Source organism: Wolbachia endosymbiont of Cantharis cryptica, from assembly GCF_964277405.1.
GTDB lineage: Bacteria > Pseudomonadota > Alphaproteobacteria > Rickettsiales > Anaplasmataceae > Wolbachia.
The window spans coordinates 367090-392269 of the sequence record NZ_OZ195521.1; the positions used below are offsets into that span (position 1 = coordinate 367090).

Annotated in this window: 25 protein-coding genes and 2 pseudogenes; 17 read left to right on the top strand and 10 right to left on the bottom strand. The window is 34.8% G+C overall.

Annotation, left to right across the window (positions count from 1 at the left end; all coding sequences use genetic code 11):
* Window positions 1-45 precede the first annotated feature (45 nt).
* Both ACICP6_RS01735 and ACICP6_RS01740 read left to right on the top strand, forming a co-directional pair.
* Window positions 46-684: an HAD family hydrolase gene (locus ACICP6_RS01735; RefSeq protein ID WP_395463371.1), complete on the top strand. Its 639-nt coding sequence runs from the start codon at window positions 46-48 to the stop codon at window positions 682-684.
* Complete coding sequence (locus tag ACICP6_RS01740; RefSeq protein ID WP_395463372.1) at window positions 684-1196, top strand: RDD family protein; 513 nt, start codon at window positions 684-686, stop codon at window positions 1194-1196. The genes ACICP6_RS01735 and ACICP6_RS01740 overlap by 1 nt, the downstream gene beginning before the upstream one ends.
* 59 nt (window positions 1197-1255) lie before the next feature.
* Here ACICP6_RS01740 and ACICP6_RS01745 read toward each other — a convergent pair whose 3' ends face one another.
* Complete coding sequence (locus tag ACICP6_RS01745) at window positions 1256-3199, bottom strand: hypothetical protein (RefSeq protein WP_395463373.1); 1944 nt, start codon at window positions 3197-3199, stop codon at window positions 1256-1258.
* A 165-nt stretch (window positions 3200-3364) separates the two neighbouring features.
* On the opposite strand from ACICP6_RS01745, the gene bfr reads away from it, so the two are divergent.
* The 3 genes from bfr to mutS all read left to right on the top strand — a co-directional run bounded on the left by bfr (window position 3365) and on the right by mutS (window position 7724).
* The gene (gene bfr, locus ACICP6_RS01750; RefSeq protein ID WP_395463374.1) at window positions 3365-3841 is read left to right on the top strand and encodes a bacterioferritin; all 477 of its coding nucleotides are present in this window, start codon (window positions 3365-3367) and stop codon (window positions 3839-3841) included.
* A 1-nt stretch (window position 3842) separates the two neighbouring features.
* Complete coding sequence (locus tag ACICP6_RS01755) at window positions 3843-4469, top strand: SURF1 family protein (protein ID WP_395463375.1); 627 nt, start codon at window positions 3843-3845, stop codon at window positions 4467-4469.
* Between the two features lie 744 nt (window positions 4470-5213).
* Window positions 5214-7724 carry a DNA mismatch repair protein MutS gene (mutS, locus tag ACICP6_RS01760; protein WP_395463376.1) on the top strand — a complete coding sequence of 837 codons (2511 nt, stop codon included), beginning with the start codon at window positions 5214-5216 and terminating at the stop codon, window positions 7722-7724.
* Window positions 7725-7864: 140 nt separating this feature from the next.
* Here the strand turns inward: mutS and ACICP6_RS01765 are convergent, their stop codons facing one another.
* Complete coding sequence (locus ACICP6_RS01765) at window positions 7865-8698, bottom strand: 3'-5' exonuclease (RefSeq protein ID WP_395463377.1); 834 nt, start codon at window positions 8696-8698, stop codon at window positions 7865-7867.
* Entirely contained in the window at window positions 8691-9575 is an 885-nt protein-coding gene (gene era / locus ACICP6_RS01770; protein ID WP_395463378.1) for a GTPase Era, read from the bottom strand. The genes ACICP6_RS01765 and era overlap by 8 nt, the downstream gene beginning before the upstream one ends.
* A gap of 361 nt (window positions 9576-9936) precedes the next feature.
* Here era and ACICP6_RS01775 point away from each other — a divergent pair, with 361 nt between their 5' ends.
* From ACICP6_RS01775 to ACICP6_RS01795, 5 genes are all read left to right on the top strand, one after another.
* Window positions 9937-10203, top strand: a complete 267-nt coding sequence (locus ACICP6_RS01775) for a hypothetical protein (RefSeq protein WP_395463379.1) — start codon at window positions 9937-9939, stop codon at window positions 10201-10203.
* Window positions 10200-11026 (top strand): IS5 family transposase gene (locus tag ACICP6_RS01780; RefSeq protein WP_395462622.1). Its coding sequence is split into 2 segments (ribosomal slippage): window positions 10200-10587 and window positions 10587-11026, totalling 828 coding nucleotides; the frame shifts between segments, so codons are not numbered across the junction. Before ACICP6_RS01775 ends, ACICP6_RS01780 begins: the two co-directional genes overlap by 4 nt.
* A 20-nt stretch (window positions 11027-11046) precedes the next feature.
* Window positions 11047-11340 carry a hypothetical protein gene (locus tag ACICP6_RS01785; protein WP_395463380.1) on the top strand — a complete coding sequence of 98 codons (294 nt, stop codon included), beginning with the start codon at window positions 11047-11049 and terminating at the stop codon, window positions 11338-11340.
* 55 nt (window positions 11341-11395) lie between these two features.
* Window positions 11396-11659 (top strand): transposase, encoded by a 264-nt coding sequence (locus ACICP6_RS01790; protein WP_395462617.1) that lies wholly within the window; start codon window positions 11396-11398, stop codon window positions 11657-11659.
* A 50-nt stretch (window positions 11660-11709) separates the two neighbouring features.
* Window positions 11710-12552: an IS3 family transposase gene (locus ACICP6_RS01795; protein WP_395463617.1), complete on the top strand. Its 843-nt coding sequence runs from the start codon at window positions 11710-11712 to the stop codon at window positions 12550-12552.
* Between the two features lie 22 nt (window positions 12553-12574).
* Here the strand turns inward: ACICP6_RS01795 and ACICP6_RS01800 are convergent, their stop codons facing one another.
* Both ACICP6_RS01800 and ACICP6_RS01805 read right to left on the bottom strand, forming a co-directional pair.
* Complete coding sequence (locus tag ACICP6_RS01800; RefSeq protein ID WP_395463381.1) at window positions 12575-12937, bottom strand: IS3 family transposase; 363 nt, start codon at window positions 12935-12937, stop codon at window positions 12575-12577.
* A gap of 98 nt (window positions 12938-13035) precedes the next feature.
* Window positions 13036-13299, bottom strand: a complete 264-nt coding sequence (locus tag ACICP6_RS01805; protein WP_395462617.1) for a transposase — start codon at window positions 13297-13299, stop codon at window positions 13036-13038.
* Window positions 13300-14171: 872 nt separating this feature from the next.
* Here ACICP6_RS01805 and pheT point away from each other — a divergent pair.
* A complete protein-coding gene (gene pheT / locus ACICP6_RS01810; RefSeq protein ID WP_395463382.1) occupies window positions 14172-16520 on the top strand; it encodes a phenylalanine--tRNA ligase subunit beta in 2349 nt (782 codons plus the stop codon).
* Here the strand turns inward: pheT and dusB are convergent.
* Complete coding sequence (dusB, locus tag ACICP6_RS01815; RefSeq protein WP_395463383.1) at window positions 16511-17467, bottom strand: tRNA dihydrouridine synthase DusB; 957 nt, start codon at window positions 17465-17467, stop codon at window positions 16511-16513. The two genes, pheT and dusB, sit on opposite strands and share 10 nt — an antisense overlap.
* A 28-nt stretch (window positions 17468-17495) precedes the next feature.
* On the bottom strand, window positions 17496-18698 hold the full coding sequence (locus tag ACICP6_RS01820; RefSeq protein ID WP_395463384.1) for a hypothetical protein: 1203 nt from the start codon (window positions 18696-18698) through the stop codon (window positions 17496-17498).
* 144 nt (window positions 18699-18842) lie between these two features.
* Between ACICP6_RS01820 and serS the strand changes: the two genes are divergently transcribed.
* Both serS and purD read left to right on the top strand, forming a co-directional pair.
* Window positions 18843-20120: a serine--tRNA ligase gene (serS, locus tag ACICP6_RS01825; RefSeq protein WP_395463636.1), complete on the top strand. Its 1278-nt coding sequence runs from the start codon at window positions 18843-18845 to the stop codon at window positions 20118-20120.
* A 34-nt stretch (window positions 20121-20154) separates the two neighbouring features.
* Window positions 20155-21426 carry a phosphoribosylamine--glycine ligase gene (purD, locus tag ACICP6_RS01830; protein ID WP_395463385.1) on the top strand — a complete coding sequence of 424 codons (1272 nt, stop codon included), beginning with the start codon at window positions 20155-20157 and terminating at the stop codon, window positions 21424-21426.
* 411 nt (window positions 21427-21837) lie between these two features.
* Here purD and ACICP6_RS01835 read toward each other — a convergent pair.
* From ACICP6_RS01835 to ACICP6_RS01845, 3 genes and pseudogenes are all read right to left on the bottom strand, one after another.
* Window positions 21838-22446 (bottom strand): annotated as a pseudogene (locus ACICP6_RS01835) (zinc ribbon domain-containing protein); the annotation flags it as partial.
* 104 nt (window positions 22447-22550) lie between these two features.
* Window positions 22551-23429 (bottom strand): IS3 family transposase, encoded by an 879-nt coding sequence (locus ACICP6_RS01840; protein ID WP_395463625.1) that lies wholly within the window; start codon window positions 23427-23429, stop codon window positions 22551-22553.
* 14 nt (window positions 23430-23443) lie between these two features.
* On the bottom strand, window positions 23444-23707 hold the full coding sequence (locus ACICP6_RS01845; RefSeq protein ID WP_395462617.1) for a transposase: 264 nt from the start codon (window positions 23705-23707) through the stop codon (window positions 23444-23446).
* A gap of 67 nt (window positions 23708-23774) precedes the next feature.
* Here ACICP6_RS01845 and ACICP6_RS01850 point away from each other — a divergent pair.
* The 4 genes and pseudogenes from ACICP6_RS01850 to ACICP6_RS01865 all read left to right on the top strand — a co-directional run.
* Window positions 23775-24119, top strand: a pseudogene (locus ACICP6_RS01850) (phage tail sheath C-terminal domain-containing protein); the annotation flags it as partial.
* Window positions 24120-24130: 11 nt separating this feature from the next.
* Window positions 24131-24637 carry a phage major tail tube protein gene (locus tag ACICP6_RS01855; protein WP_253303050.1) on the top strand — a complete coding sequence of 169 codons (507 nt, stop codon included), beginning with the start codon at window positions 24131-24133 and terminating at the stop codon, window positions 24635-24637.
* A 61-nt stretch (window positions 24638-24698) separates the two neighbouring features.
* Entirely contained in the window at window positions 24699-24899 is a 201-nt protein-coding gene (locus ACICP6_RS01860) for a hypothetical protein (protein WP_007303020.1), read from the top strand.
* Complete coding sequence (locus tag ACICP6_RS01865; RefSeq protein ID WP_010082215.1) at window positions 24883-25164, top strand: type II toxin-antitoxin system RelE family toxin; 282 nt, start codon at window positions 24883-24885, stop codon at window positions 25162-25164. The genes ACICP6_RS01860 and ACICP6_RS01865 overlap by 17 nt, the downstream gene beginning before the upstream one ends.
* Window positions 25165-25180 lie beyond the last annotated feature (16 nt).

Genomic DNA, 25180 nt, shown 5'->3' on the forward strand with positions numbered 1-25180 from the left:
AAAATGTTATTTACTTATTAAGTTAAAATATATAACAATATAGAAATGAAAAATAGCCCATTAGCAGTAGTATTCGACTGGGATAATACCTTAGTTGACACTCAAGATAATATTTTTAATGCTATTAAGCATACCATAGACTCAATGGGGTATAGTAATAAAGCTGCCGATAGAAATTCCCATGAGTCAAGAAAGAGCTACATGGTCAATTTATTTGGTGATCAGTGGAAAAAAGCGAATCAGATATATCAACAATACTTAGATAATGCACTATTGCAAAACATTACTCTGAATCAAGGAGTAGAGAAAATGTTGCAGACGTTGAAAAGCCACAATATTTATCTAGCAATAGTAAGTAATAAGAAAAATACTAATCTACGTAAAGAAGTTACCTATTTTAAACTAGACTCTTACTTTGAAAGGGTAGTTGGTTCATGCGATACTACAGAAGATAAACCATCTGCAACCCCACTGCTATTTGCACTAGAAGAGAGTACGTTGCCTATAAATAGAGAAAATGTGTTTTTCGTTGGTGATAGCATCACAGATGTTCTGTGTGCACAAAATGCCAATTGTTTACCTATTATATACGGTCAATCAATAAGCGGTTATGAAGATTTGTTATGTTTTCAACATTTTGATAAACTTACAGATTTTATAATAAAGTATTTAAAAGACAGATAATGACAACTGTTACAGAGATTGCCAGCATAAAAAGACGCTTTTGTGCACATTTAATAGATGTAGCAATTTTATTAATTCCAACTTTATTAATTCCAACTTTATTAATTGTACTACTATTAGAGGATTCTCCGTTGATCTTACATCTATCATACATGTGTGTAAATTGTAGTTACTTCACATATTTTATATCTTCAAAGGCCCAAGCAACTCCAGGTCAACAGTTAATGAATATATGTACTATCAATTTAGATAATTCTAAAATAGACTTGAATTTAGCATTTGACAGAAGCGCTTCCCAGTTTTTTCTTCCTTTATTAAACAGTGTAGTAGTTGTCCTTACTGAATTTTTGCAAGATCAGGAAGTATTAGTGAATGTTTTGAGTGCATTGAAAGTAATTATAGTGCTGCTCACCCTCTATTGGTATCTAGTTGCTTGTTTTTCTAAAAAGAAACAGACATATCATGATATGCTATTTGGTACGATTGTTGTGAAAGGAGCAATTAAGAATTGAAATCTTAAATTAGCTAGAAAAAAAAATACATAGGCCCACTAGAGCCTATGTAAATTGATTTAGCTAGGAGCTTGACCAGCTGCTTGCGCTTGATGCTGTTCAGTGTCCAGGTTATCAAGATTTTTGCTTACAACGCTATTTTCTAGTAGGCCTTTTTGCACATATGAAGCAATCGGCTTAGTAATAAGTGCAGCTAACGCAACTACAGCTACAGAAATAATTAGTGCTATACTCAAATTTGCAATAAAAAAACCAATACAAACAGCAGCTGCAACCACGGCAATCGGAAGCGAAGCTTTATTTACAAATTTTGTTAACTGCACCTTGCTTGCAAAAATTTCAGGATTTTTGCCGTTAATTAATAGATTATGTTCTTTTGCCCATTCTATAGGTTTCTTTTCTTTAATATCTTCACCGGTATTTATTGCCCAAACTATAGGATTTTGATTGTCAATTTTTTTACTATTATCTATTGCCCAAACTATAGAATTTTGATTATCAATTTTTTTACTACTATCTATTGCCCAGATTATAGGATCTTTGCCATCAAGTTTTTTACCTGCTTCTATTGCCCAAACTATAGAATTTTGATTATCAATTTTTTTACTATTATCTATTGCCCAGATTATAGGATCTTTGCCATCAAGTTTTTTACCTGCTTCTATTGCCCAAATCAGTGGGTCTGTATGTTGGGAAATAAAGAATTCTTGTGACAATGTGATAATATTTTGAAAATTATTACTCATTGCTGATGTAACAAGCAATACTTCTGAATATTTTGTCATTACCTTAACCTGGTTCTTTAACCTTTGTTTAAAATATTGATTTAAACTACTACCTTTATCAGAAATAAATTCTTGAGACTGATCTGAATAACTAAAAACTTCTTCACAGAGAATAGCAGGCATTCTACTGGATAAATATCTTAAAGTAAATGTCATTTTAGGATTAAAAATCTGATTTAAATTACTAACTTTTTTATCTATTAATCTATCAATCAATTCATCATTTTCAGAAAACAGCTTTACATAGTTACTCAATTCAGACGCCAAAACTTTATAATCTACTCCAACTCCGTATAAAGCGTTAAAATCATACAGTAATATTTGGCTCCAGTGTTTAACACAGGAATAAAGTGACCTACCATGATCAATTTTTGCCCACAGTTTTTCTTTAACTGTCCTACCTTTTGCATTCTCATATTCTTTTTCTATTACTCCAAAGTTTTCTGCTTGTATAGTATCAGCTTCTCCTAGTAATATTTGAGCAGCTAATATTTTCTCAAAACCTGTTGAATTTTGATATTCTTTACCCTTTCCTCTAAGGTCTGCTAATGTAGTAAATTCATTATTCTCATTATTATTGAGTGATTTTCCAACCAAAAATTTTGATCTCAAATGAAGTTCCTCTTGAACTTTTTCTTCTTTGACTTGCTCTTTAAATTGATCATTAAATTTGTATTTCCCCTTTTCATACTTTTTATGATCTTCACTATTTTGTACTTCATTTTTTACAAACCTTTTTTTCGGTAAATCATTGTTTGTGACTAATTCAACAATTGGAGCCCTATCCTGTAAAAGTAGCTTATATAAATCACCAGCAACATATTCTCGAATAAAATCTGCAATATTGAGATCATCATAGCATATATTACTTTCTGTTTGCTGCCACATTGGAGCTAGTAAAGCATCTACGGTGCTGTCTGTTAAACTAGGATCTTGTAACTTTATAGCTTTTCTTGATGATTTATAAAAAGATTCTTTAAACTGCCCCAATTTAGATTGTTTATCTTTTCCTGTCAGTGTGCGATTTAAAACAGACTTCATCATGAAAGTTGCCTTATCTTTTTCATCATTACTATACTGGTGTTCTGCTTGAAACCCAGAACTACAACCTGCTTCTTTCTTTTTTACTTTGGGAAAATCACTGAGAGGCTGGACTGTCCTATCATGAAAATGCTTTTCCAATATTTGTATACTTTGTTCTTTATTTGTGCCCAACATAATTTCCCACATGTATTAATTAAATATATACTATAAACTTTAAAATGTCAACTAACATCATCTATTGTACATAAAATATTAATTAATAATGAGCAGTACAAAGTTTGTTGCTATAACCATCATTGTCATATAGATTATATTTTTAGATTAAACTAAAGGAAGATTATGAGTGAAGAGATAGTAAAGCATTTGAATAACTTACTGACTAATGAGTTAACTTCTGTACGCCAGTACCTTTTACATTTTGCAATTCTCAAAAACAACGGAATTAATAGACTTGCAGAAAAGGTAAAAAATGAGCTTAACGAAGAACTTGAACATGCAAGCAAGTTGGCAGAAAGGATTTTATTGCTTAAAGGTATACCAAACTTTCAAGATACAAATGAGATCTCAAAGTATGACGAAAAGTTCACAAAAGGTACTATGCGAAAAATCTTGGAAGATAATTTAAAATTAGAAGAAAAGGGTATCAAAGATATCAGAGAGGCAATTTCTGTTGCTGAGAAAGAAAAGGATTTTGTTAGTGTAATATTATTAGAAGAGCTATTAAAAAATGAAGAAGAGCACTTCCATTGGATTGAGGAGCAGATTGGCCTTATTGAGCTTATGGGTATCGAAAACTACTTAAAAACACAAGTATAGAGTGTTAAAAAAAACAGTATTTATTTTAATTATACCTTGCTTACTCCTTTTTTCGCTAGGATTGTGGCAATTATCCAGGTTGAACTGGAAGAATAATATTATTAAAAGTATGAGTCTTCCAGTTATTCATCTATTGCCCAATGATGATCTTGCGCAATTTAACTACAGACATGTCAAGATTGATGGGATTCTAAGTGACATAGAACTATATGTTTTTGCAGGACAACGTGGTTATCATGTATTATCTCCTATGCTGATTGCTACTGGACATTATATGTTAGTGAATAAAGGAATAGTCAGAGAAAAAAAAGAGGAAAAAGCAAAAATTGAAAAAGTAGCTGCTAATGGAGTTTTATATTGTGATAGCAATAAAAGCAAAAATTGGTTTATCAAGAATGATGTTGCTTCAAATACGTGGTTTACCTTTAATACAGAAGAAATCTCCAATGAATTAGGTATTGAGCTAGAGAAGTGTGTATTGTGGCAGAAAGGTTTCGGCGGTAAACTAACCATACAGCCAATGAAACACTTGGAATATGCGATAACTTGGTTTGCACTTTCCTTGATTTGGTTAATTACGTACATAGTTGTATCCATTCAGCAGGGTGGCTTAAGAAACAATAGATAGGAGATTGTGAAAAGGGTTTTATCTCTTTCGCTTCCAAGTCAAATACAGAGCACTCAAAAAATAGACTTCTTGCATAACCTAAAAAAAGGCAAAAGGAATCCTAGTCACTGTCTATTTTCTGTATTGGCGTTTTTAAGTCTTAAACGCTGCAATTTAGCGACTTTTAAACTGCAACAGACCCTTAGCTTAAATGCTAAGAAATTTACTAAGCAGAAAAAAAGCAAAAGAAATCCCGTGTTAGATAGTACTTACTCTCTAATCCTGCAAACTAGCGTTCTCTACTGTCTTAAACGTTTTATAAGCCCGTTTCAGCTTGTATAGGTAGAAACCTAAAAATGTTGTGAAGACATAGGGTGCACATAGTGCAAAAAATCGAATATAAGACGCCAATTATAATACTTTTTTGTCGTTTTAATCTGCACAGATTGAAGCTAAATGAATAGCTTCAATGCTATGATAAGAGGACTGGCGGAGTTTGTCAAGTAAGTTTTTCCAACACGTTGCCAAAAGTTTGTTGTGCAAGAAGTCTATTTTAGACTTTTCAAAGAGTCGGAATTTCATATAATTTTACTTATAAGTTATAGTTGATATAGCTTATGGTAGAGGCTACAAAAGACCCATTACATATGCACAATTTTCTAAAAAACGAGCAGTTTTGCGTAGTGTAGGATGCCTCTATTAAAATCTTATGTCGTGTAATAATAAAGTTGAAGCTATTACTAATGCAGCATATTTAAAAACATTATGAATTTTGTAAGAGAAAAAAACACTCCTGTAATGGAGCAATATCTGAACCTGAAAGCTCAATATAAAGATCATCTGTTGTTTTATAGACTGGGAGATTTTTATGAGTTGTTTTTTGATGATGCTATTAAAGCTGCGAAGTTGCTGAATATAGTGCTAACCAAGAGAGGTAATTCGTGTGGGCAAGAAATACCAATGTGTGGAGTGCCAGCACATAGTAGTGAATCTTACCTACATAAGCTAATAGATTTAGGATTCAAAGTAGCAATCTGTGACCAATTAGAAACTGCTGATGAAGCAAAAAGGAGGGGCTATAAATCCATAGTAAAACGTGATGTAGTGCGAATTGTAACTCCGGGCACAATTATCGAAGATTCGTTATTAGAGGATAAAAGCAATAATTATCTTGCATCAATAGTTGAACAAAATGAGGAGTATGCTATTGGTTGGCTTGAATTATCAACGGGAAAATTTTTTCACACTTTAACAAATTTAAAAGCTCTAGATAGTGATTTATTACGTATTTCACCAAAAGAATTATTAATTTCTGAAAAGCTCACTGAAGACGAAAAAATCAGATCAATTTTGAAAAATTACAAAATGTCAATTACGCAGCATGCACAGAGCTTTTTTGAATATAATAAATCTCACAGAACGTTATGCGAATTTTATAAAATCAGAGAACTTGGGGCTATAGGAAATTTCAGCAAAGTGGAAATTATGGCGTGTGGTGCGCTGCTTGAATATGTTAGGGTAACACAAAGGGGCTCCATTCCAAGACTTGAGTTGCCAAAGCCCTATAAGCAACAAAATTTCATGCTTATTGACGCTTCAGCAAGGAGAAATCTTGAGTTATTTTCAACTCAATTTGGTGAAAAGAAAGGCTCGCTAATCTCAGTTATTGATCACACAGTAACAGCCTCTGGTGGACGCCTGTTAAAACAAATGCTCGCTTCACCACTTGCTTGCTCTAAGGCAATTAATTTGAGGATCAGCACTGTTAAATTTTTTATAAATAACCATGAGTTACGCAGAAAAATACGGGAAATACTTTCTAGTATTCCAGATATTGAGAGATCGTTATCACGCTTAATGCTAGGGCGTGGTTCACCAAAAGATATTACTTTATTAAAAGTGGGTCTTGAAAAAACGTTAGAGTTATCTGAGCTTCTGTCTACCTTGCATAATTATTGTTTAAGTGAAAAACCAGCAACTAACTCTCAGATGTCATTCCAGTGCTTGACTAGAGAAAAAGAACCAGTGTCCACTACTCAGATGATAAGCGATGAAGAGAGTGAATTAAGCACAATACATAAAAGTTTTGGCAATCATAAGGACTTATTTGAACTACTGAATAATGCTGTACTTGACAATAACCTCAGTTCCGTAAAAGAAGGAGGGTTTATCAATCCAAAATATGACCAAGAACTATCTGAGTTATCTTATGTATTAAATAACAGTAATAAACTGATAACCAAACTCCGTGAATCTTATCGCAATCTTACTGGCATTGCTGCGCTGAAAATACTACACAACAACATACTTGGTTATTACGTCGAAGTGTCAGCGAATCACAAAATAACTTCGGATATATTTATTCACAGACAAAGCTTGGCAAATAGCATGCGCTATACTACTAATGAATTGAAAGAATTAGAAAATAAAATTCTTACGGCACGTGATGCTTTGATCAGCTTAGAAATAAAGATTTTTAGTGAACTGTGTAGTGAAATCGCTAAAGAATCTGAAAAAATTGCTCTTGCTGCAAATGCTTTGGCAAAACTTGATATCAGAACCGCGTTTGCAGAGCTTGCGGTGCAAAATAATTACGTAAAACCTATTATCGATGACAGCAAAGAATTCAATATCTGTAACGGAAGACATCCAGTGGTTGAAGTGAACGATAAATTCATTGCAAATAGCATTGATTTAGCTGGTATACATCTAATTACTGGTCCTAATATGGCTGGAAAAAGCACTTTCTTGAGGCAAAACGCTCTCATTGCAATTTTAGCTCATATGGGATCATTTGTGCCAGCAGATAGTGCACATATTGGAGTGATCGATAAAATATTCAGCAGAGTTGGTGCAACAGATAATATAACAGCCGGTTATTCTACCTTCATGGTAGAAATGATTGAGACAGCAACGATAGTCAATCAGGCAACAGATCGTTCCTTGGTGATACTTGATGAAATTGGTAGGGGCACAGGAGTGTACGATGGCTTATCTATTGCCCAGGCAGTGATTGAGCATATTCACAATGTCAATAAGTGCCGCGCCATTTTTGCAACTCATTATCATGAATTGACTAAAGTAAGTGAATACTTAAAAAATGTGAAATGTTTTTGTGTGAAAATAAAAGAATGGAACGGAGAGGTTGTTTTTCTACACGAAGTAATTGAGGGTGTTGCAGATGAGTCATATGGAATACATATAGCAAAACTTGCTGGTTTTCCTGATTCTGTTTTAAATAGAGCAAGTGAAGTGTTTGAGGAGCTAAAGACTTAAGAGAGAATGACACCCTACCGATGGAGATAAATCACAATGTTCGTGCAGTTGTGTGTCAGCCACTCGGATGACGATTGTTGGTAAATCTAAGTTACTTTAGCTATATATTATGGATAAAATTACGCTAAAAGAGCATAATTTTAATTACCTTTAAATTCAATATAAAACCTTCCACCACAAGTTGTTTCCCACTCTTCTTTAAATTTTTTTAGGTGTTCTTTTTTTTCGCATTCCAAAAGTAGCTCTTCTACACTTTTGTTGTAACTTTCAGTAGTGATTCTTCCCTGATGATGCATGAATCTCAAATAAATCAAATAAGTGTTAATTACATCCGTTTCACAATAATCCCTAATTTCTTGTAACTTGCCGCTATCGTATAAGCCCATAACTTGTGATCCATCAACTCCAATTTTACCAGGAAGATTAAATGCTGCACAAACTTCGTTCATTTTTACTCTCGCAGAAGCTCCAAAATCAGAGAGGGATTCAAGTAAATCACAATGCCAATCACTACTATATCTTTGATTATAGCTATTCCACTTATCGCCAGCTTTATGAAAATATTCCGCTTGAATGCCATGGACCATAGCACGATACTTCAGCACCGGTATATCAAAAGTGCGACCGTTGAAAGAGACCAACCTCGGTCTTTTTTCCGACATGTAATTGAAAAACCCCTTCACTAGCTCCTTTTCACTGGAATCTAGTGTGCCTCCAGATCTAATTTCTTGCAGTGTGAACACCTCGTAACCACTTCTGCAGCTTATATTACAGAGTAAAAAACTGATAGCTACAATTTGGTGGAAGGGCTGACGCAGAAAAGGGTTTTGCCCGTTTGTTATCTCGAGGTGATATTTTGTTAACGCGTCTCTCTTCTCTTCTATACTACTGTTATCACTAATATTGAGTAAATTCTTGCAGGAGTTTACGTCTGGTATAGTCTCAATATCAAATACCAATAAAGAATTAAGCATCGCCTATATACTCCTCAGGACGATCAGTCCAAGGTCGCACTTTTACAAACAAAAAGAGGTGAACTTTGCACTCAAACAATTTTTCTAATTCAGCACGTGCTTCGATATTAATTTTCTTAATATTACTGCCACCCTTTCCTAACACTATTTTCTTATGACTATCTCTCAACACAAATATAACCTGTTTTATGACCAAACTCTTATCTTTTTTCTCCTCAAATTGTTCAGTTATAACAGCTGTAGAATATGGCAATTCTTCACGCAAGTTCAAGAATAATTTTTCCCTCGTAATTTCCGCTGATAAAAAATTCGTCGAGGAATCGGTTATTTGATCTTTCCCATAAAACCAAGGACTTACCGGCGCAATTTCAGATAAGTAATTCATCAAATCAGAAAGTCCATCACTCTTTAATGCTGATATTATAAAAATCTTTTCAAACTTATAAAGCAAATTTAGATGTTCATACGCCATCTTCAGTTCAGGCTTTTTTACCAAATCAATCTTATTGATAACCAAAATACATCTGCCTTTTGTACGCTGCAGCCGCGCGAATATGGTTTTGATTCTCTCTATGTTTTTTAAATAATTGCTCGCATCAACAATCAACAAAGTGACGTCATCACCCTTGATTGCTGACCATGCAGATTTGACTAAAGCTTTCTCAAGTTTTGTTTCTGCTGAAAAGATTCCCGGAGAATCAGTAAAGACAATTTGTGTTTCATTACATATTGCAATACCCCTTATTTGTGTCCTTGTTGTTTGCACTTTGGGAGTAACAATTGCAATCTTCTTACCTATGATGCTGTTAATTAACGTGGATTTTCCAGCATTTGGTAAACCAGCTATAGTAACGAATAAGCATTTTTGTTCTTTCACATTAGATCTCTTCTATGTACCCTATGCACAACTATACGCACATCGTGTTCCAGAGGCAACTCTGCTATGGCTAAATGCACAAACGCCTAGTTTAACAATAAAATGAATATAAGATATAACGTTTGTGTATAATCAACTATACGTTAAGAAAAAACAGTTATGTTGTTCCAGTGTCTTTTTATTGTCAATCCCAGCGCTCTCCTTCCTGTCACTCCAGTGCGTGACACTGGAAACCCTCAGTCATAAAACGAGTCCCTAGCTGAAATGACAAGCTTCAAGTAAGTTTATGTAAAATCTAGCATTTACGAAATCTATACTATTTTCATGCATCCTACGGTTTTTATAATTAATGGAGAGTGGCATGGCGGCTAGTTTGAGTTTTAAACAACAAAATGGAACAGACAATGCAACAAATATTAATGATGCTAAAGTTATAGTTTATACAGATAGTACCGGAAACAAGTATACTTTTGGTGTAGATAGTGGTAATGTTTTTAACACTTTTAAGTATCATGCTAATGGTGTTGCTGATGCAGTAGATTATAGTACTATAGCAACAAAATTAGACTTCTTTCAAAATTGGCAAACAAGGGAAAAGAAGTATAAAATCAGATATTTTAAGGTATGAGATATAAAGAAATAGAAAAGTTGGAAGGAAAGAAATTTAGGCGCTTAACAGGGGAAAAAAAGGGAACATTTAAGCGAATGGTGGAAATTTTGGATGAGGAGGATAAAAGAAAAAAAGCTAGAAGTGGAAGAAAAAGCAAACTTTGCGTAGAAGATAGGTTGCTTATGGCATTAGAATATATGAGGGAATATCGAACGTATTTCCACATTGGTCAAAGTTATGGCATGAGTGAAAGTAACTGTTTCAAAATAATAAGATGGGTAGAAGACACGCTAATAAAACATCCAGATTTTTCATTACCGGGAAAAAAAGAGCTATTAAAGGGTAATGTAGAATATGAAGTTTTGGTAATAGATGGAACTGAAACACCAGTAGAGAGGCCAAAAAAAAGCAAAAATGCTTCTACTCTGGAAAGAAAAAAAGGCATACTATAAAAACGCAAGTAGTAGCAGAGAAGAAGAGTAAAAAAGTAATATGTACATCTTTCTCGAAAGGTAGGAAACACGATTTTCGGATATTTAGGGAATCAAAGGTAGCAATATTGCCGGAAACTAAAATCTTAGCTGATGCCGGCTACAGAGGAATGCAAAAAATACATAAAAATGTTGTATTACCTCACAGGAAAACGAAAAAGAATCCGTTAAGCAAAGAACAAAAAAAAGAGAACAGAACACTTATGAGCCAAAGGGCAATTGTTGAAAACGTAATTGGCTTATTAAAAAGGTTTAAAATCATTTCCGATAGATATAGAAACCGACGAAAACGTTTTGGTTTAAGATTTAATTTGATTGCTGCTATCCACAATTTTGAGCTCCTTACGTGAATTTTGAAAGAAGTCTATTCATGACTGATGGTATAGCTACTACATTATTAGGTATTGGAACCAAGGTAGATACAATAAGCACTAAGACTAATAAGATCCCAGATACCTTAGGAACTGAGCTAGGTAAGTTAACTACAATAGACACTGCTGTTAGTTATGCTAATTTAAAGACTAAGCTAGATGCAATACAAACTAAGGCTAGCAAAATCCCTGATAACCTAGGAACTGAGCTAGGTAAGTTAACTACAATAAACACTGCTGTTAGTGATACTAATTTAAAGGCTAAGTTAGATGACCTTACCCAGAAAAAGTAGAGAGGAAGTTAAGCCATTTTTGAAGTAAAATAAAACATGATTATGAGGGCTTATTATGGTAAAGAACAGAAAAAATTACACAGTGGAATTTAAATTAGAGGCAATAAAGTTGGTAAAGGAAACGGGGCAGTCAGCAAGCAAAATAGCTAAAGATTTAGGAATAGATAACAGTACACTAAGTGACTGGATAAAAAAATATAACGAAAAAGGATCAATAGAAGAAGCATTTCCTGGTAAGGGAAAGTTGGCACCATGTGATAAAGAAAAGTTTGAATTAAAGAAAGAACTAACAAGAGTTACTAGAGAAAGAGACATTTAAAAAAAAGCCCTGGGATATTTTGCAAGTCACAAAGAGTAAAATATTTATTTATCAAAAAGCATGGAAACTACTATAAAGTACAGGAGTTATGCAGGATTTTGAAAGTATCTGCTAGCGGCTACTACAAATGGACTAGTAAGAAGAAAAGCAGCAAAGAATTAACAAGGGAGCAGCTTCTAGCAGACATTCAAAAAATATACCAAGCATCTAATTGTAGATATGGGGCACCTAAGATTCATGCTGAACTAAAGGCTTTAGGTAAAAATTGCAACATCAAAACAGTGCAGGATATCATGCAAAAAAATGGTATTCAAGCTAGACTGAGGCGAAGATTCAAAAGCAAAAAACAGCAGACTGACAATAGGGTTATAACTCCCAATATATTGGACCAAAACTTTACTACTAGTCAGCCAAATAAAGTATGGGTAACTGATATTACATACATAAAAACTAAGGATGGATGGCTATATTTGGCAGCAATAATTGATCTATATTCACGTATGGTAGTTGGCTGGTCAATGAGTAGTACAATAACTAAGCGATTAGTTATAGATGCTTTATTGATGGCTGTTGATAAGCGCAAACCAGCCAAAGATCTGCTATTTCATAGTGATCAAGGTTCACAATATACCTCTAAAAATTATCAGTTTTTGCTGAACACAAAAAACATCATTTCCAGCATGAGTCACACAGGCTGTTGTTATGACAACTCTGTTGTTGAAAGCTTTTTCAGCTCACTCAAACGGGAGCTTCTTATTGATACTTCGCAACACTCTGCTCAGCAAACTAGAACTGCTATATTTGAGTACATAGAAATTTTTTATAACAAACAGCGTAGACATTCTACTATTAATTATTGCATTCCTGAGAAATTTGATTCATCATTTTCATAATAAAAATGGCTTAACTTCCTCTCTACTTTTTCTGGGTAAGGTCAGTAATATCAGTTACCCATACTTTATTTGGCTGACTAGTAGTAAAGTTTTGGTCCAATATATTGGGAGTTATAACCCTATTGTCAGTCTGCTGTTTTTTGCTTTTGAATCTTCGCCTCAGTCTAGCTTGAATACCATTTTTTTGCATGATATCCTGCACTGTTTTGATGTTGCAATTTTTACCTAAAGCCTTTAGTTCAGCATGAATCTTAGGTGCCCCATATCTACAATTAGATGCTTGGTATATTTTTTGAATGTCTGCTAGAAGCTGCTCCCTTGTTAATTCTTTGCTGCTTTTCTTCTTACTAGTCCATTTGTAGTAGCCGCTAGCAGATACTTTCAAAATCCTGCATAACTCCTGTACTTTATAGTAGTTTCCATGCTTTTTGATAAATAAATATTTTACTCTTTGTGACTTGCAAAATATCCCAGGGCTTTTTTTTAAATGTCTCTTTCTCTAGTAACTCTTGTTAGTTCTTTCTTTAATTCAAACTTTTCTTTATCACATGGTGCCAACTTTCCCTTACCAGGAAATGCTTCTTCTATTGATCCTTTTTCGTTATATTTTTTTATCCAGTCACTTAGTGTACTGTTATCTATTCCTAAATCTTTAGCTATTTTGCTTGCTGACTGCCCCGTTTCCTTTACCAACTTTATTGCCTCTAATTTAAATTCCACTGTGTAATTTTTTCTGTTCTTTACCATAATAAGCCCTCATAATCATGTTTTATTTTACTTCAAAAATGGCTTAACTTCCTCTCTACTTTTTCTGGGTAAGGTCAGATAATGCTCCGCTTGATTGGGATTGGATTTAAGCTACTTGGATAACCACCCCACCATGTCATTCCAGTCTGGAATCCAGAAAACTTAATTTTAACCAAGTGGCTGCATCTAGGTTCCAGTGTCACGCGCTGGAACCCCTACGTCATACCGCCGCGGTATCTCATCATAGATTCCGCTAACACGTAACGGAATGACGGTTGTCGTTTAGCTATAAAATTTAAGAAAATATTTAAGAAACTTACCAATCTAAAAAAAAGGCAAAAGGAACCCTGTGATTATTGTCCGCTTTAAAGTACTGGCGTTTTTTATGTTTTAAACGCCTGACAAGCGAGATTCAGCCGCTTTTAATCGCAACTAACCTACGCTGCAAGTGTTTAAGAAGTTTACCAAGCAGAAAAAAAGACAAAGAAAACCCGAGTTAGCTAGTCCTTTACTATCTCTGTCGAGTATTGGCATTTTTTGATGTCTTGTAACGCTTTGTAAGCGCGTTCAGCTTATTTAGGTAAAAACCTAGATGTAGATGAAGTTTTGTAAAGACATACAGTACCTATGTACTGCAAAAAATTGAACATAAGACGCCGATACCTTAAGTAATCCTTACCTTTTAATCTGCAGATTGGCGAAAGCAAATACAATAGCTTCACTTCCATGATAAGAGGACTGGCGGAGTTTGTCAAGTAAGTTTTTCCAACGTGCTGCTAAAAGTTTGTTATGCAAGAAGTCTATTTACTACAACAAACTTTAAAAGCACTATATTTTATATTACAATAACTTTTTTGTTTCTTTTTGAATTCATGAAATTCACGTTATCTTGGTTATTAGAGCACTTAGAAACCAATGCTAGTTTAGAAGAAATCACCGATAAATTAACTCATATAGGGTTAGAAGTAGAAGATGTTGTTGATAATGCCAAATTAGCTGGTTTTATTGTTGCAGAAGTATTAGAAATCATACCTCATCCCAATGCTGATAAATTGAAGCTATGTAAAGTAAATGACAGAAGTAAAACTCTGCAAATAGTCTGTGGGGCAAACAACGTTAGAGAAGGTATGAAGACTGTACTTGCATCTCTTGGTAGCACATTGCCAGAAAGTGATTTTACAATTAAGCCTACAAAAATACGAGGAGTGCTAAGTGAGGGGATGCTCTGCTCTGCTTCTGAACTTGCACTCACTCAAGAAGAAAGTGAAGGAATAATCGAGCTTTCTGATGGTTATGAAGTAGGGGATAAATTTTTCAATTGTGACCCTGTAATTGATATAAACGTTACTCCAAACCGTGGAGACTGCTTAGGCGTTTATGGAATAGCTCGTGACCTTGCTGCAACTGGAATTGGGACATTAAAGACTTTAAGCATTCCACAACTTACCAGCTCCATAAATTCACCAATCGATGTTGAAGTTACTGACGGAAAAAGTTTTATTAGTGGAATGTACATTGCCAATGTAAAAAACAGAGAGAGCCCAGAATGGTTAAAAGATAGGTTGGAATCAATAGGAATGCGCTCCATTTCTGCAATAGTCGATATCACGAACTATATTACGATATCTTTTAATCGTCCAATGCATGCGTTTGATGCAAACAAAGTAGATGGCAAACTTACAATAAGAAAAGCAAATGATGGAGAAAGCTTCTTTGCTTTAAATGGTAAGGAATATTTACTGAACAATAATATGAATATTTATTCTGATAGTAAAAATATTCATGGAGTTGCTGGAATTATAGGTGGAAAGTGCAGTGAATGTACTCTTGAAACTACCAATATTTTTTTGGAATTAGCTTTGCTCGATCCAATCTCTATTGCTAAATCCTCAAGGGAGCTCAACATTTCCACAGAATCTAGTTACAGATTTGCACGTTTAGTTGATCCTGGATTTGCTCTTGATGGACTAAACCTTGCAGCTAAAATGATTTTGGATTTATGTGGTGGAGAAGCCTCAAATGTAGTATCTGCTAGCAGCTTAGACAAAAAAAATAACCTAATTAATTTCGACTATCAGAATGTGAACAAGTTTGGAAGTGTTTCTGTATCACCTGATGAGACGTTCGATATCTTAACGAAACTAGGGTTCAGTATCGATAAAAAAACCGAAGGTAATTGGAATGTGCAAGTACCAAGCTGGAGACCGGACGTAACTATACCTGCTGACCTAGTTGAAGAGGTAGCAAGAATATATGGCTATGATAAAATAAAGGAAGAGCCGCTAACAGGCAACGTTGAGGTAGAAACCAATACGCAAGATGATTTGCGTATTTCAATGGCAAGCAGAGGGTTTCATGAAGTGCTAACCTGGTCATTTATGAATGGATCAACGGCTGAAAAATTTGGTTACTCGAATAAGTTATTTATCATCGACAATCCGTTTAATAATAACTTTAATATAATGAGGCCAAGTATTATACCAAATTTGTTGCAAGTTACTGCCGATAATATTGCTCATGGAATATCTGATCTTGCAATCTTTGAAATTGGACCGATTTATGATAATGAAGGTATTCTCAATCAACCTAAATACGTTTTAAGTGGAATAAGGACAGGAAATAATTTGCCACGAAATCATTATAATACTGATAGGAAAGTAGATGTCTTTGACGCAAAGGCTGATTTCATAACAGCTTTGGAGTTTTTCAACGTCAATTGTGATAATTTAACGATAGAGAGAGCAGAAAAAAAATATTACCATCCAGGAAAGTCAGGTACCTTCTCTTTCAAAAGTAAAATAGTGGGTTATTTTGGAGAGTTGCATCCAAGCATGTTAGATTTTTTTAATATCAAACAAAAAGTTGTAGGTTTTGAGGTGATATTAGAAAATATTGGAAATTTACCTACCAATAGAAAGAAATTTGTTGATTATAAATATCAAAGCGTGAAGCGCGATTTTGCATTTATTGTAAATAAAGAAATAGAAGTAGGCAGCATAATTAATGTAGTGAAAAGAAGCTCAGAGCTCATCACAGAAGTTTTAGTATTTGACATATACCATGGGAATAATATAGAGCCGAATAAAATGTCTATAGCATTGTCAGTCACTTTCTGCTCTCCAACTCACACTTTAACTGAAGAGGAAATCCAAAAAGAATCAGGTGCTATAGTCAATCTAGTGTGTGAAAATACCGGAGGAATTTTGAGGTATTATCCTTGACCAAAAAAGCCAACAATATTTTCTTTCACTTCCATGCTATCTGTCATATTATTTACTCTCACACGAAATTCAGATGAGTCCTTAAACCCGCTACTATACCAGCCTATGTGTTTGCGGGCCATCTTTATCCCTGCATCATTCCCATAGTACTCAAGAATATTGTCGTAATGCTCTAGTATTATGCTTAATTTCTCTGAAGCTGTTGGCTCAGAAATTTCACTGCCACTGAGAAAGTTCATTGCTTGATTAATCAGCCAAGGTTTGCCGTAAGCACCACGACCTATCATCACTCCATCTGCTCCAGATTCTTTGAGGGCATTCTGAATATCGTTCAAATTTTTAATGTCACCATTTACTATCACTGGAATTTTTACTTGCTCTTTAACATTTCTAATGAATTTCCAATCTGCTTGACCATTATAAAGCTGTGCCCTCGTTCTTCCATGCACAGTGATCATTTTTGCTCCAAGATCCTCTGCAATTTTTGCTAAACGTGGAGCATTGCGATTTTCATCATTCCATCCAGTACGCATTTTCACTGTAACTGGTACATTCACTGCCTTGACTACAGCTTCAATTATTTCAGCAGCCTTTTTTTCATCACGCATTAGTGCTGATCCTGCATAACCATTTACAACTTTTTTAACAGGACAACCAAAATTTATATCTATGATTTTAGCTCCCATGTCCTCATTTAGTTTTGCAGCTTCTGCCATTACATCCGGCTCGCATCCAGCAAGCTGCACAGCAGTCAATTCATCGACTTTTGCTTTTTGCATGCTCTGGCGAGTTTGCATAATCATAGCTCTGCTTGCAATCATTTCCGAGACTAACAAACTTGCACCAAGCTTCTTCACAATATTTCTGAATGGATAATCAGTTACTCCAGACATCGGCGCTAAGATTACCGGGGAGTCAATCGTCAAATTTCCTATTTGAAGGGGCATTAGGTTAATGATAATTCTCCATTGTAAACTACACAGTGCTACACCAACCTGTCGGTGCCTTTGAAGTAGAAGACTGAGATGTTTCCGTCCTTGGCGGAAGATTACACAACAGCCCACTTTCTAGATCTTTCCTCCATTTCTTATCATTCATGAGTACTTCTGCAAACTCTCTTCTTTTCTTATTCAAGTCAAGTTTATATTCTGATAACTCCTTGTCAATTTCATCAAATGATTTGCCTTTGTTAAGCATTTGTGTAATTTTATGAGCATTTTCTAACGCAAATATTCCACAGTTATGGCCATCGTTTTGCTGCTTAGTTTTAGAGCTTCTTATGTTATCATTCCCTATTTCCAAAATTGCTTCCAGTGCACTCACTATAGTATCGGTATTTATTAGGATATTAACTAATTCGTCTTTCTTGTCTCGACACGTCTGTGCTGTTTTTTGAACATCTTTACTCATTCCTTCTCTTCCTTGCACAGTTAATTCCCTAACTTGATTGTTAAGAGGTGTAACCAATTCATTTTTAATTTCATTTGCAAGTTCTATGTTCTTACGCTGGCTACCAGGGCTTGGTAAATCAGCACTAAAAGAATCACAATAATAAGCCCTAAATTGTTTACTACCTGAATTGTATGCAACAACTAATGTAGTCCAATGACGATTTCCTAAGTTTACCACTGAAGTGAATGTTACTTTTCGATTTTCCTGCTCTACCTTATTTTTGTATTCTATCAGTCTTTCATTCAAAGCTTCGAGATTGCCGGGAATACAGAAGAATACACCGTTTGTCGAGTTTTCTGAATACCCATATTTAACTCTTGCAATATGAGCAATATCATGTTGCTGTAGCCAGTAAGTATAATTTCCTCTATTTGTCTGATGTGCAAGGGTTTGCAAATTTTCATCAGGTCGTTCTTGTAATTCTTGTGGCTTAACCTCTTCTCCCTTTAAAGCTCTTTTCCCATTAATATAACCCTTTGCTAAGCGAAATAAAGGCTCAGCGGCTATTTTGTATGCTACTGTAAGAACTACTCCCATCGCAATCCAAATCACAGGATGAGAAATTAGCATAGCAAGTGGGAAGGTCAATAAAGGAAATCCTATCATTAACCCTAAACAGCCAACAGTAAATGTAGCTGCCAGATATATACCAAAGGCGTAAATAGAAAACCTTCCACCAGCTTTGAGTCTGGTAAAGTAAGTATTCTCTTCTGTAGTGCCTAACATGTTATATCTATGAATGCCAAATTAACTGAATTTTAACAAAATTTAAGGGTAAAGTCAATCATAATAATTTTGGTATATACTGAGAATATATTGAATATTAAGAGCTTTTGAAGTACAGTAACAATGTTAGTAATAGCACAATATATGCATGATATAGAATATATACGTAAGAACTCCGAAGAATTTGAGAAGGCAATGAAAAGCAGGGGAATTAGAGAGTTTACTGCGAAAGAGATATTGGAAATTGATCACGAGAAAAGGTCATTGATCACTAAATTGCAAGATTTAAATAGGCAGCGCAATGAAATCACAGAAGAGATAAAGAAGCTTAAAATAAGCAAGAGCCCCTGTGAAGAGCAAATGGAGTTGTCAAAAAACATCACAAATGAGATAGAGGCAATCAGCTTAAAAGAACAAGCGGAAAAGGATAAGTTAGTGAATGTTTTATCTAACTTGCCGAATATTCCTGCACAAGATGTGCCAATAGGCGCAGATGAGAACTCGAATGTAGAAGTGAGAAAATATGGAGAAAAAAGACAATTTGATTTTACAGCAAAATCTCATTATGAGCTCGGGGAAAGATTAGGTTTAATGGATTTCGAACAAGCGGCAAAAATTTCTGGCTCAAGATTTGCAATATTAAAAGGGCAGTTGGCTAAGCTTGGACGGGCGCTAATAAATTTCATGCTTGATATCCATATAAACGAATTTGGTTATACTGAAGTGTATCACCCAGCTTTGGTGAAAAACGAGGCTATGTATAACGTTGGTCAGCTACCGAAATTTTCTAATGATTCATATCTAACTACCGACGAATTAAGATTAATTCCTACAGGTGAAGTGGTTTTAATAAATTTGGTTGCTGATAAAATAGTGGAAGAAAAAGAACTACCCATTCGTTTTACTGCATATTCAGAGTGTTTTCGTAAAGAAGCCGGCAGCGCAGGACGAGACACGAGAGGCATGATAAGACAACACCAATTTGGTAAAGTGGAGTTGGTGAGTATCACAACTGAAAGCCAATCAAACGATGAACTTGAGCGCATGACAAATGTTGCTGAAGAGATATTAAAAAAACTGGAGTTATCGTATAGAGTGATGCTGCTTTGCAGCGGTGATATGGGCTTTGCTGCACAAAAGACTTATGACATAGAAGTGTGGTTACCTGAGCAAAATAAATACAGAGAAATATCAAGCTGCTCAAATTGTGGTACATTTCAGGCAAGAAGAATGAATACTAAATATTCTTCAGAAACTGATAAAAAGATAAAAAAACACGTTCACACTTTAAACGGCTCAGCTTTAGCTATAGGAAGAACGATTATTGCCATAATGGAGAATTATCAAAATTCTGACGGGTCGGTTACAATACCAAACGTGTTGCAAAAATACATGAGTAATGATACTGTTATAAGCAAATAATAATTTTGACATACAAAAAAGCGAGGAAATAAAGATGAAGGTTCTGGTTATAGGTTCTGGTGGACGTGAGCATGCTTTACTTTGGGCTCTAAAAAAATCTCCTACGTTAACTAAGTTGTATGTTACTCCTGGCCGTCAGGCTATGGGAAATTTGGGAGTTCTTGTGAATATAAATATTCAAAATTCAATTGATGTTACACAATTTTGCAAGAGAGAAAATATAGAGCTGGTTGTTATTGGTCCAGAACAACCAATAATCGATGGGCTTGCTGACAATCTAGTTGCAGAAGGAATAAATGTTTTTGCTCCAGGTCGAGCAGCTGCAAAACTCGAGGCATCAAAATCTTTTACCAAGGGACTATGTAAACAATATGGCATACCAACTGCCAAGTATGAGTGTTTTGTTGATGAGGGGTTAGCTAAAAACTTTGTGCGCAGCAATAAAATAAAATTTCCACTTGTAGTGAAAGCAAATGGAATCGCAGCAGGGAAAGGCGTAATAATATGCAATACAGAAAACGAAGCTTTTTCAGCAATAGATTCAATGTTGGTGGAGAAAAAATTTGGTGAATCAGGTGAAGAAATAATTATAGAAGAATTTTTAATGGGAGAGGAAGTGAGTTTTTTTGCGCTTGTTGATGGGTTGAAAGTGGTAACCCTTGGATGTGCAAAAGATTACAAGAGAGCTGATGAGAATAATGAGAGTCAAAATACCGGAGGTATGGGGTCATACTCATCGCCTTCAATTATAAGTAAGGATATGGAACAAAAAATTATCCAAAGAATAATATACCCTACAATTCAAGCATTGACTAACATGGGAACACCTTATCGAGGAGTGCTTTTTGCTGGGTTAATGATTTGCAAAGATAGTCCAAAACTTCTTGAGTATAATGTGAGATTTGGTGATCCAGAAACACAATCCATGCTACCTAGATTTGATGCAAATTGTGACTTATTAAAATTGATGTTGTCGGCTGCAGAAGGAAAGTTAAATGCCAAGACAGTGGAACTTAACAACAAATCCACAGTTTGTGTAGTTGTGGCAAGTAAAGGCTATCCGGGTGATTATCAAAAGGGAGAGGTAATTAAAGGATTGGATAAAATGGAAGGCATTCCTGGTATATTGGTATTTCATGCTGGTACTAAATTGGATGAAAGCGGTAATTGGGTTTCCGATGGTGGAAGAGTGCTCAATATAGTAGGAGAAGGGAATACTATAGAGGAAGCTAAAAGTAAAGTGTACTCGGCATTAAATTTTTTAGAATGGCCAGGGGGATTCTTCAGATACGACATAGGGAGTTAAGTGCCTGAATATATCATGCAAATCTCCCCTCCTGTCATTCAAGTAGCCAACTGGCATAAAAATGACTTGACAAACTCCGCCAGCCCTCTTATCATAGTACTGAAGCTATTTTATTTAACTTCGCAATCTCTGCAGCGGATTAAAATGACAAGAAAACTTGTATTTGGCGTACTATTGTTTAATTTTTTGCACTATGTGCACCGTATGTCTTTATAAAATTTCTAGGTTTTCAAGCTGAAACGCGCTTATAAAGCGTTCAAGACATCACCCAACGTCAAATTTTAAAATAGAGAGTGTAATAACTAGCTACCGTGGGTTTTCTTTGCCTTTTTTTTCTGTCCAGTAAGTTTCTTAAACATTTTAGCTAAGGTTAGTTGCACTTAAAAGCAGCTAAATTGCAGCGTTTAAGGCTTAAAAAACGCCAACGCGTTCAATACAATGTCGCAAATTAAAAATCCCTTCCTCCTGCGCTAGTTCTCTGATCCGAAATACCGCTTCTACCTGATTAAGACCAATGTTAATTTGTTTTATTAATGTCCTAATAATACCACATTTAGTTTGCCAATCTAGGTAGTCTAGGTTCGATTTTACACTAGAATAAAAACCCTTTATGCTATTGATAATAATGCTCATTCTCTCCTGTAGTGTCTTTTGATCAACAACCTTTTTCTTCTCTTCTTCTATTTCTTCTAAACGTTCCTTCATTTTTTTCATTGTCTGCTTAAATTCTTTCTCACTTATATATTTTTCCCCGCCTTGACTATAATAATCTTCCATTAGTTTTTCGATACCTTGTTTTATTTGACTTTCCCTTCTTGCAAATTTTTTATCTGATGATTCATCATTTTTATTTTCTGAAACTCTACGTTGGTACTCCCTTTTAATCCTTTCTGGGTTCTTTAACAAACTTTTTACTTCTTCCCATATAACCATTTCTAACATATCTGCACGGATATATTTATTGTCACATTTATCGTAACTATTAATCATAACACGCGCATTACAACGATAATAGCTATATGTTTTTTCCCCACTTCTACAATGTGAACCGGTATAAGCATATCCACAGTTTTGACATACTGACCTTACCCAGAAAAAGTAGAGAGGAAGTTAAGCCATTTTTATTATGAAAATGATGAATCAAATTTCTCAGGAATGCAATAATTAATAGTAGAATGTCTACGCTGTTTGTTATAAAAAATTTCTATGTACTCAAATATAGCAGTTCTAGTTTGCTGAGCAGAGTGTTGCGAAGTATCAATAAGAAGCTCCCGTTTGAGTGAGCTGAAAAAGCTTTCAACAACAGAGTTGTCATAACAACAGCCTGTGTGACTCATGCTGGAAATGATGTTTTTTGTGTTCAGCAAAAACTGATAATTTTTAGAGGTATATTGTGAACCTTGATCACTATGAAATAGCAGATCTTTGGCTGGTTTGCGCTTATCAACAGCCATCAATAAAGCATCTATAACTAATCGCTTAGTTATTGTACTACTCATTGACCAGCCAACTACCATACGTGAATATAGATCAATTATTGCTGCCAAATATAGCCATCCATCCTTAGTTTTTATGTATGTAATATCAGTTACCCATACTTTATTTGGCTGACTAGTAGTAAAGTTTTGGTCCAATATATTGGGAGTTATAACCCTATTGTCAGTCTGCTGTTTTTTGCTTTTGAATCTTCGCCTCAGTCTAGCTTGAATACCATTTTTTTGCATGATATCCTGCACTGTTTTGATGTTGCAATTTTTACCTAAAGCCTTTAGTTCAGCATGAATCTTAGGTGCCCCATATCTACAATTAGATGCTTGGTATATTTTTTGAATGTCTGCTAGAAGCTGCTCCCTTGTTAATTCTTTGCTGCTTTTCTTCTTACTAGTCCATTTGTAGTAGCCGCTAGCAGATACTTTCAAAATCCTGCATAACTCCTGTACTTTATAGTAGTTTCCATGCTTTTTGATAAATAAATATTTTACTCTTTGTGACTTGCAAAATATCCCAGGGCTTTTTTTTAAATGTCTCTTTCTCTAGTAACTCTTGTTAGTTCTTTCTTTAATTCAAACTTTTCTTTATCACATGGTGCCAACTTTCCCTTACCAGGAAATGCTTCTTCTATTGATCCTTTTTCGTTATATTTTTTTATCCAGTCACTTAGTGTACTGTTATCTATTCCTAAATCTTTAGCTATTTTGCTTGCTGACTGCCCCGTTTCCTTTACCAACTTTATTGCCTCTAATTTAAATTCCACTGTGTAATTTTTTCTGTTCTTTACCATAATAAGCCCTCATAATCATGTTTTATTTTACTTCAAAAATGGTTTAACTTCCTCTCTACTTTTTCTGGGTAAGGTCACATGTTCAAACGATTCGAAATGGGCTTTTCTATCAGTAAGGCGCACTGCAGATTTAATTAACGATAGTTTACTTCGAGCTCATCTCTGGGCAGTTGATCGCAATATCACAAAAACTTATATAGATGATGTGATTGAGGGGGTGAATTCTTACCTTGCAAGTTTAAAAGCGCAAGGAGCAATTATCAGTGGAAAATGTTATGCAACTCCCGAACTCAATACACCGGCAAATATTGCAAGCGGAAAAGTGTATTTTGATTTTGAGTTTACACCGCCATATCCAGCTGAGCAAATAATATTCAGATCCCATCTTGTAAATAATAGTGTAATAAGTTAGGAGAAAGCGAAGTGTTACCCAAAATACTGAGAAATTTTAACGTATTTGTAGATGGTCGTGGTTATGCAGGAAAAATAGATGAAATAACCTTGCCGAAGCTTACCATAAAAACCGAAGAGTACAGAGCTGGTGGTATGGATATTCCAATAAATATTGACATGGGCATGGAAAAGCTTGAAGCAGATTTCACTTTTGCTGAATACGATACAGAGCTCTTTCGGCTATTTGGGTTGATAAATGGAAATTCGGTATCTTTGACGCTCAGAGGTGGAATGCAAGGTAGTGGAAGTAATGATATTGGAGCAGTAATAATCAATTTAAGAGGCATTTTTAAAGAATTTGATTTTGGTAACTGGAAACCTGCTGAGAAAGCAACGCTGAAATGTACTGTAGCTGCCCATTACTATAAACTTACTATAGGCGGTAATGAGCTGATAGAAATCGATGCTGAAAATATGATTAGAAAGATAAATGGTGTTGATCAAATGGCCTTGCTACAAACGATTCTAGGGATCTAATATGGTTGACAAAATTACATAAAAATGTTAAAATATAAGAAGTTGTAGGTATATAGTTAATATGGATTCTAAAGCTCATACAAATTCCATAGAGCAGCTAACTGGTTTACTTGTTAGTGTAGCACAATCTCAAGACAAGTCCGTTTTAAAGTTATTAACTGAATTAATGGAAGAAGAAATTGAAGATATGGAATTATCTAAGATTGCTGACGAACGCTATAAAGAAAAGAGGGTTAAACATCAAGATGCCTTCTGGGATTAAGCCTTACAATATAGACTATTCAGAATCTGTTATAAAGAAAGACATTCCGGCTCTTCCAGCAAAAGTAAAGTTAATGATTAAGAAGGCAATAATGGAGCGTCTAACAGTTGATCCAATTGGACTTGGAAAGCCATTAAAGCATAACTTAAGTGGACAACGTAGTCTACGGGTGAGTACCTATCGTATACTTTATTATATAGATGTACCAGAACATACAGTAGTTATTACTTCAATTGAACACAGAAAAGATTCTTATCAAAGCTAATCCTATTTATAGCACC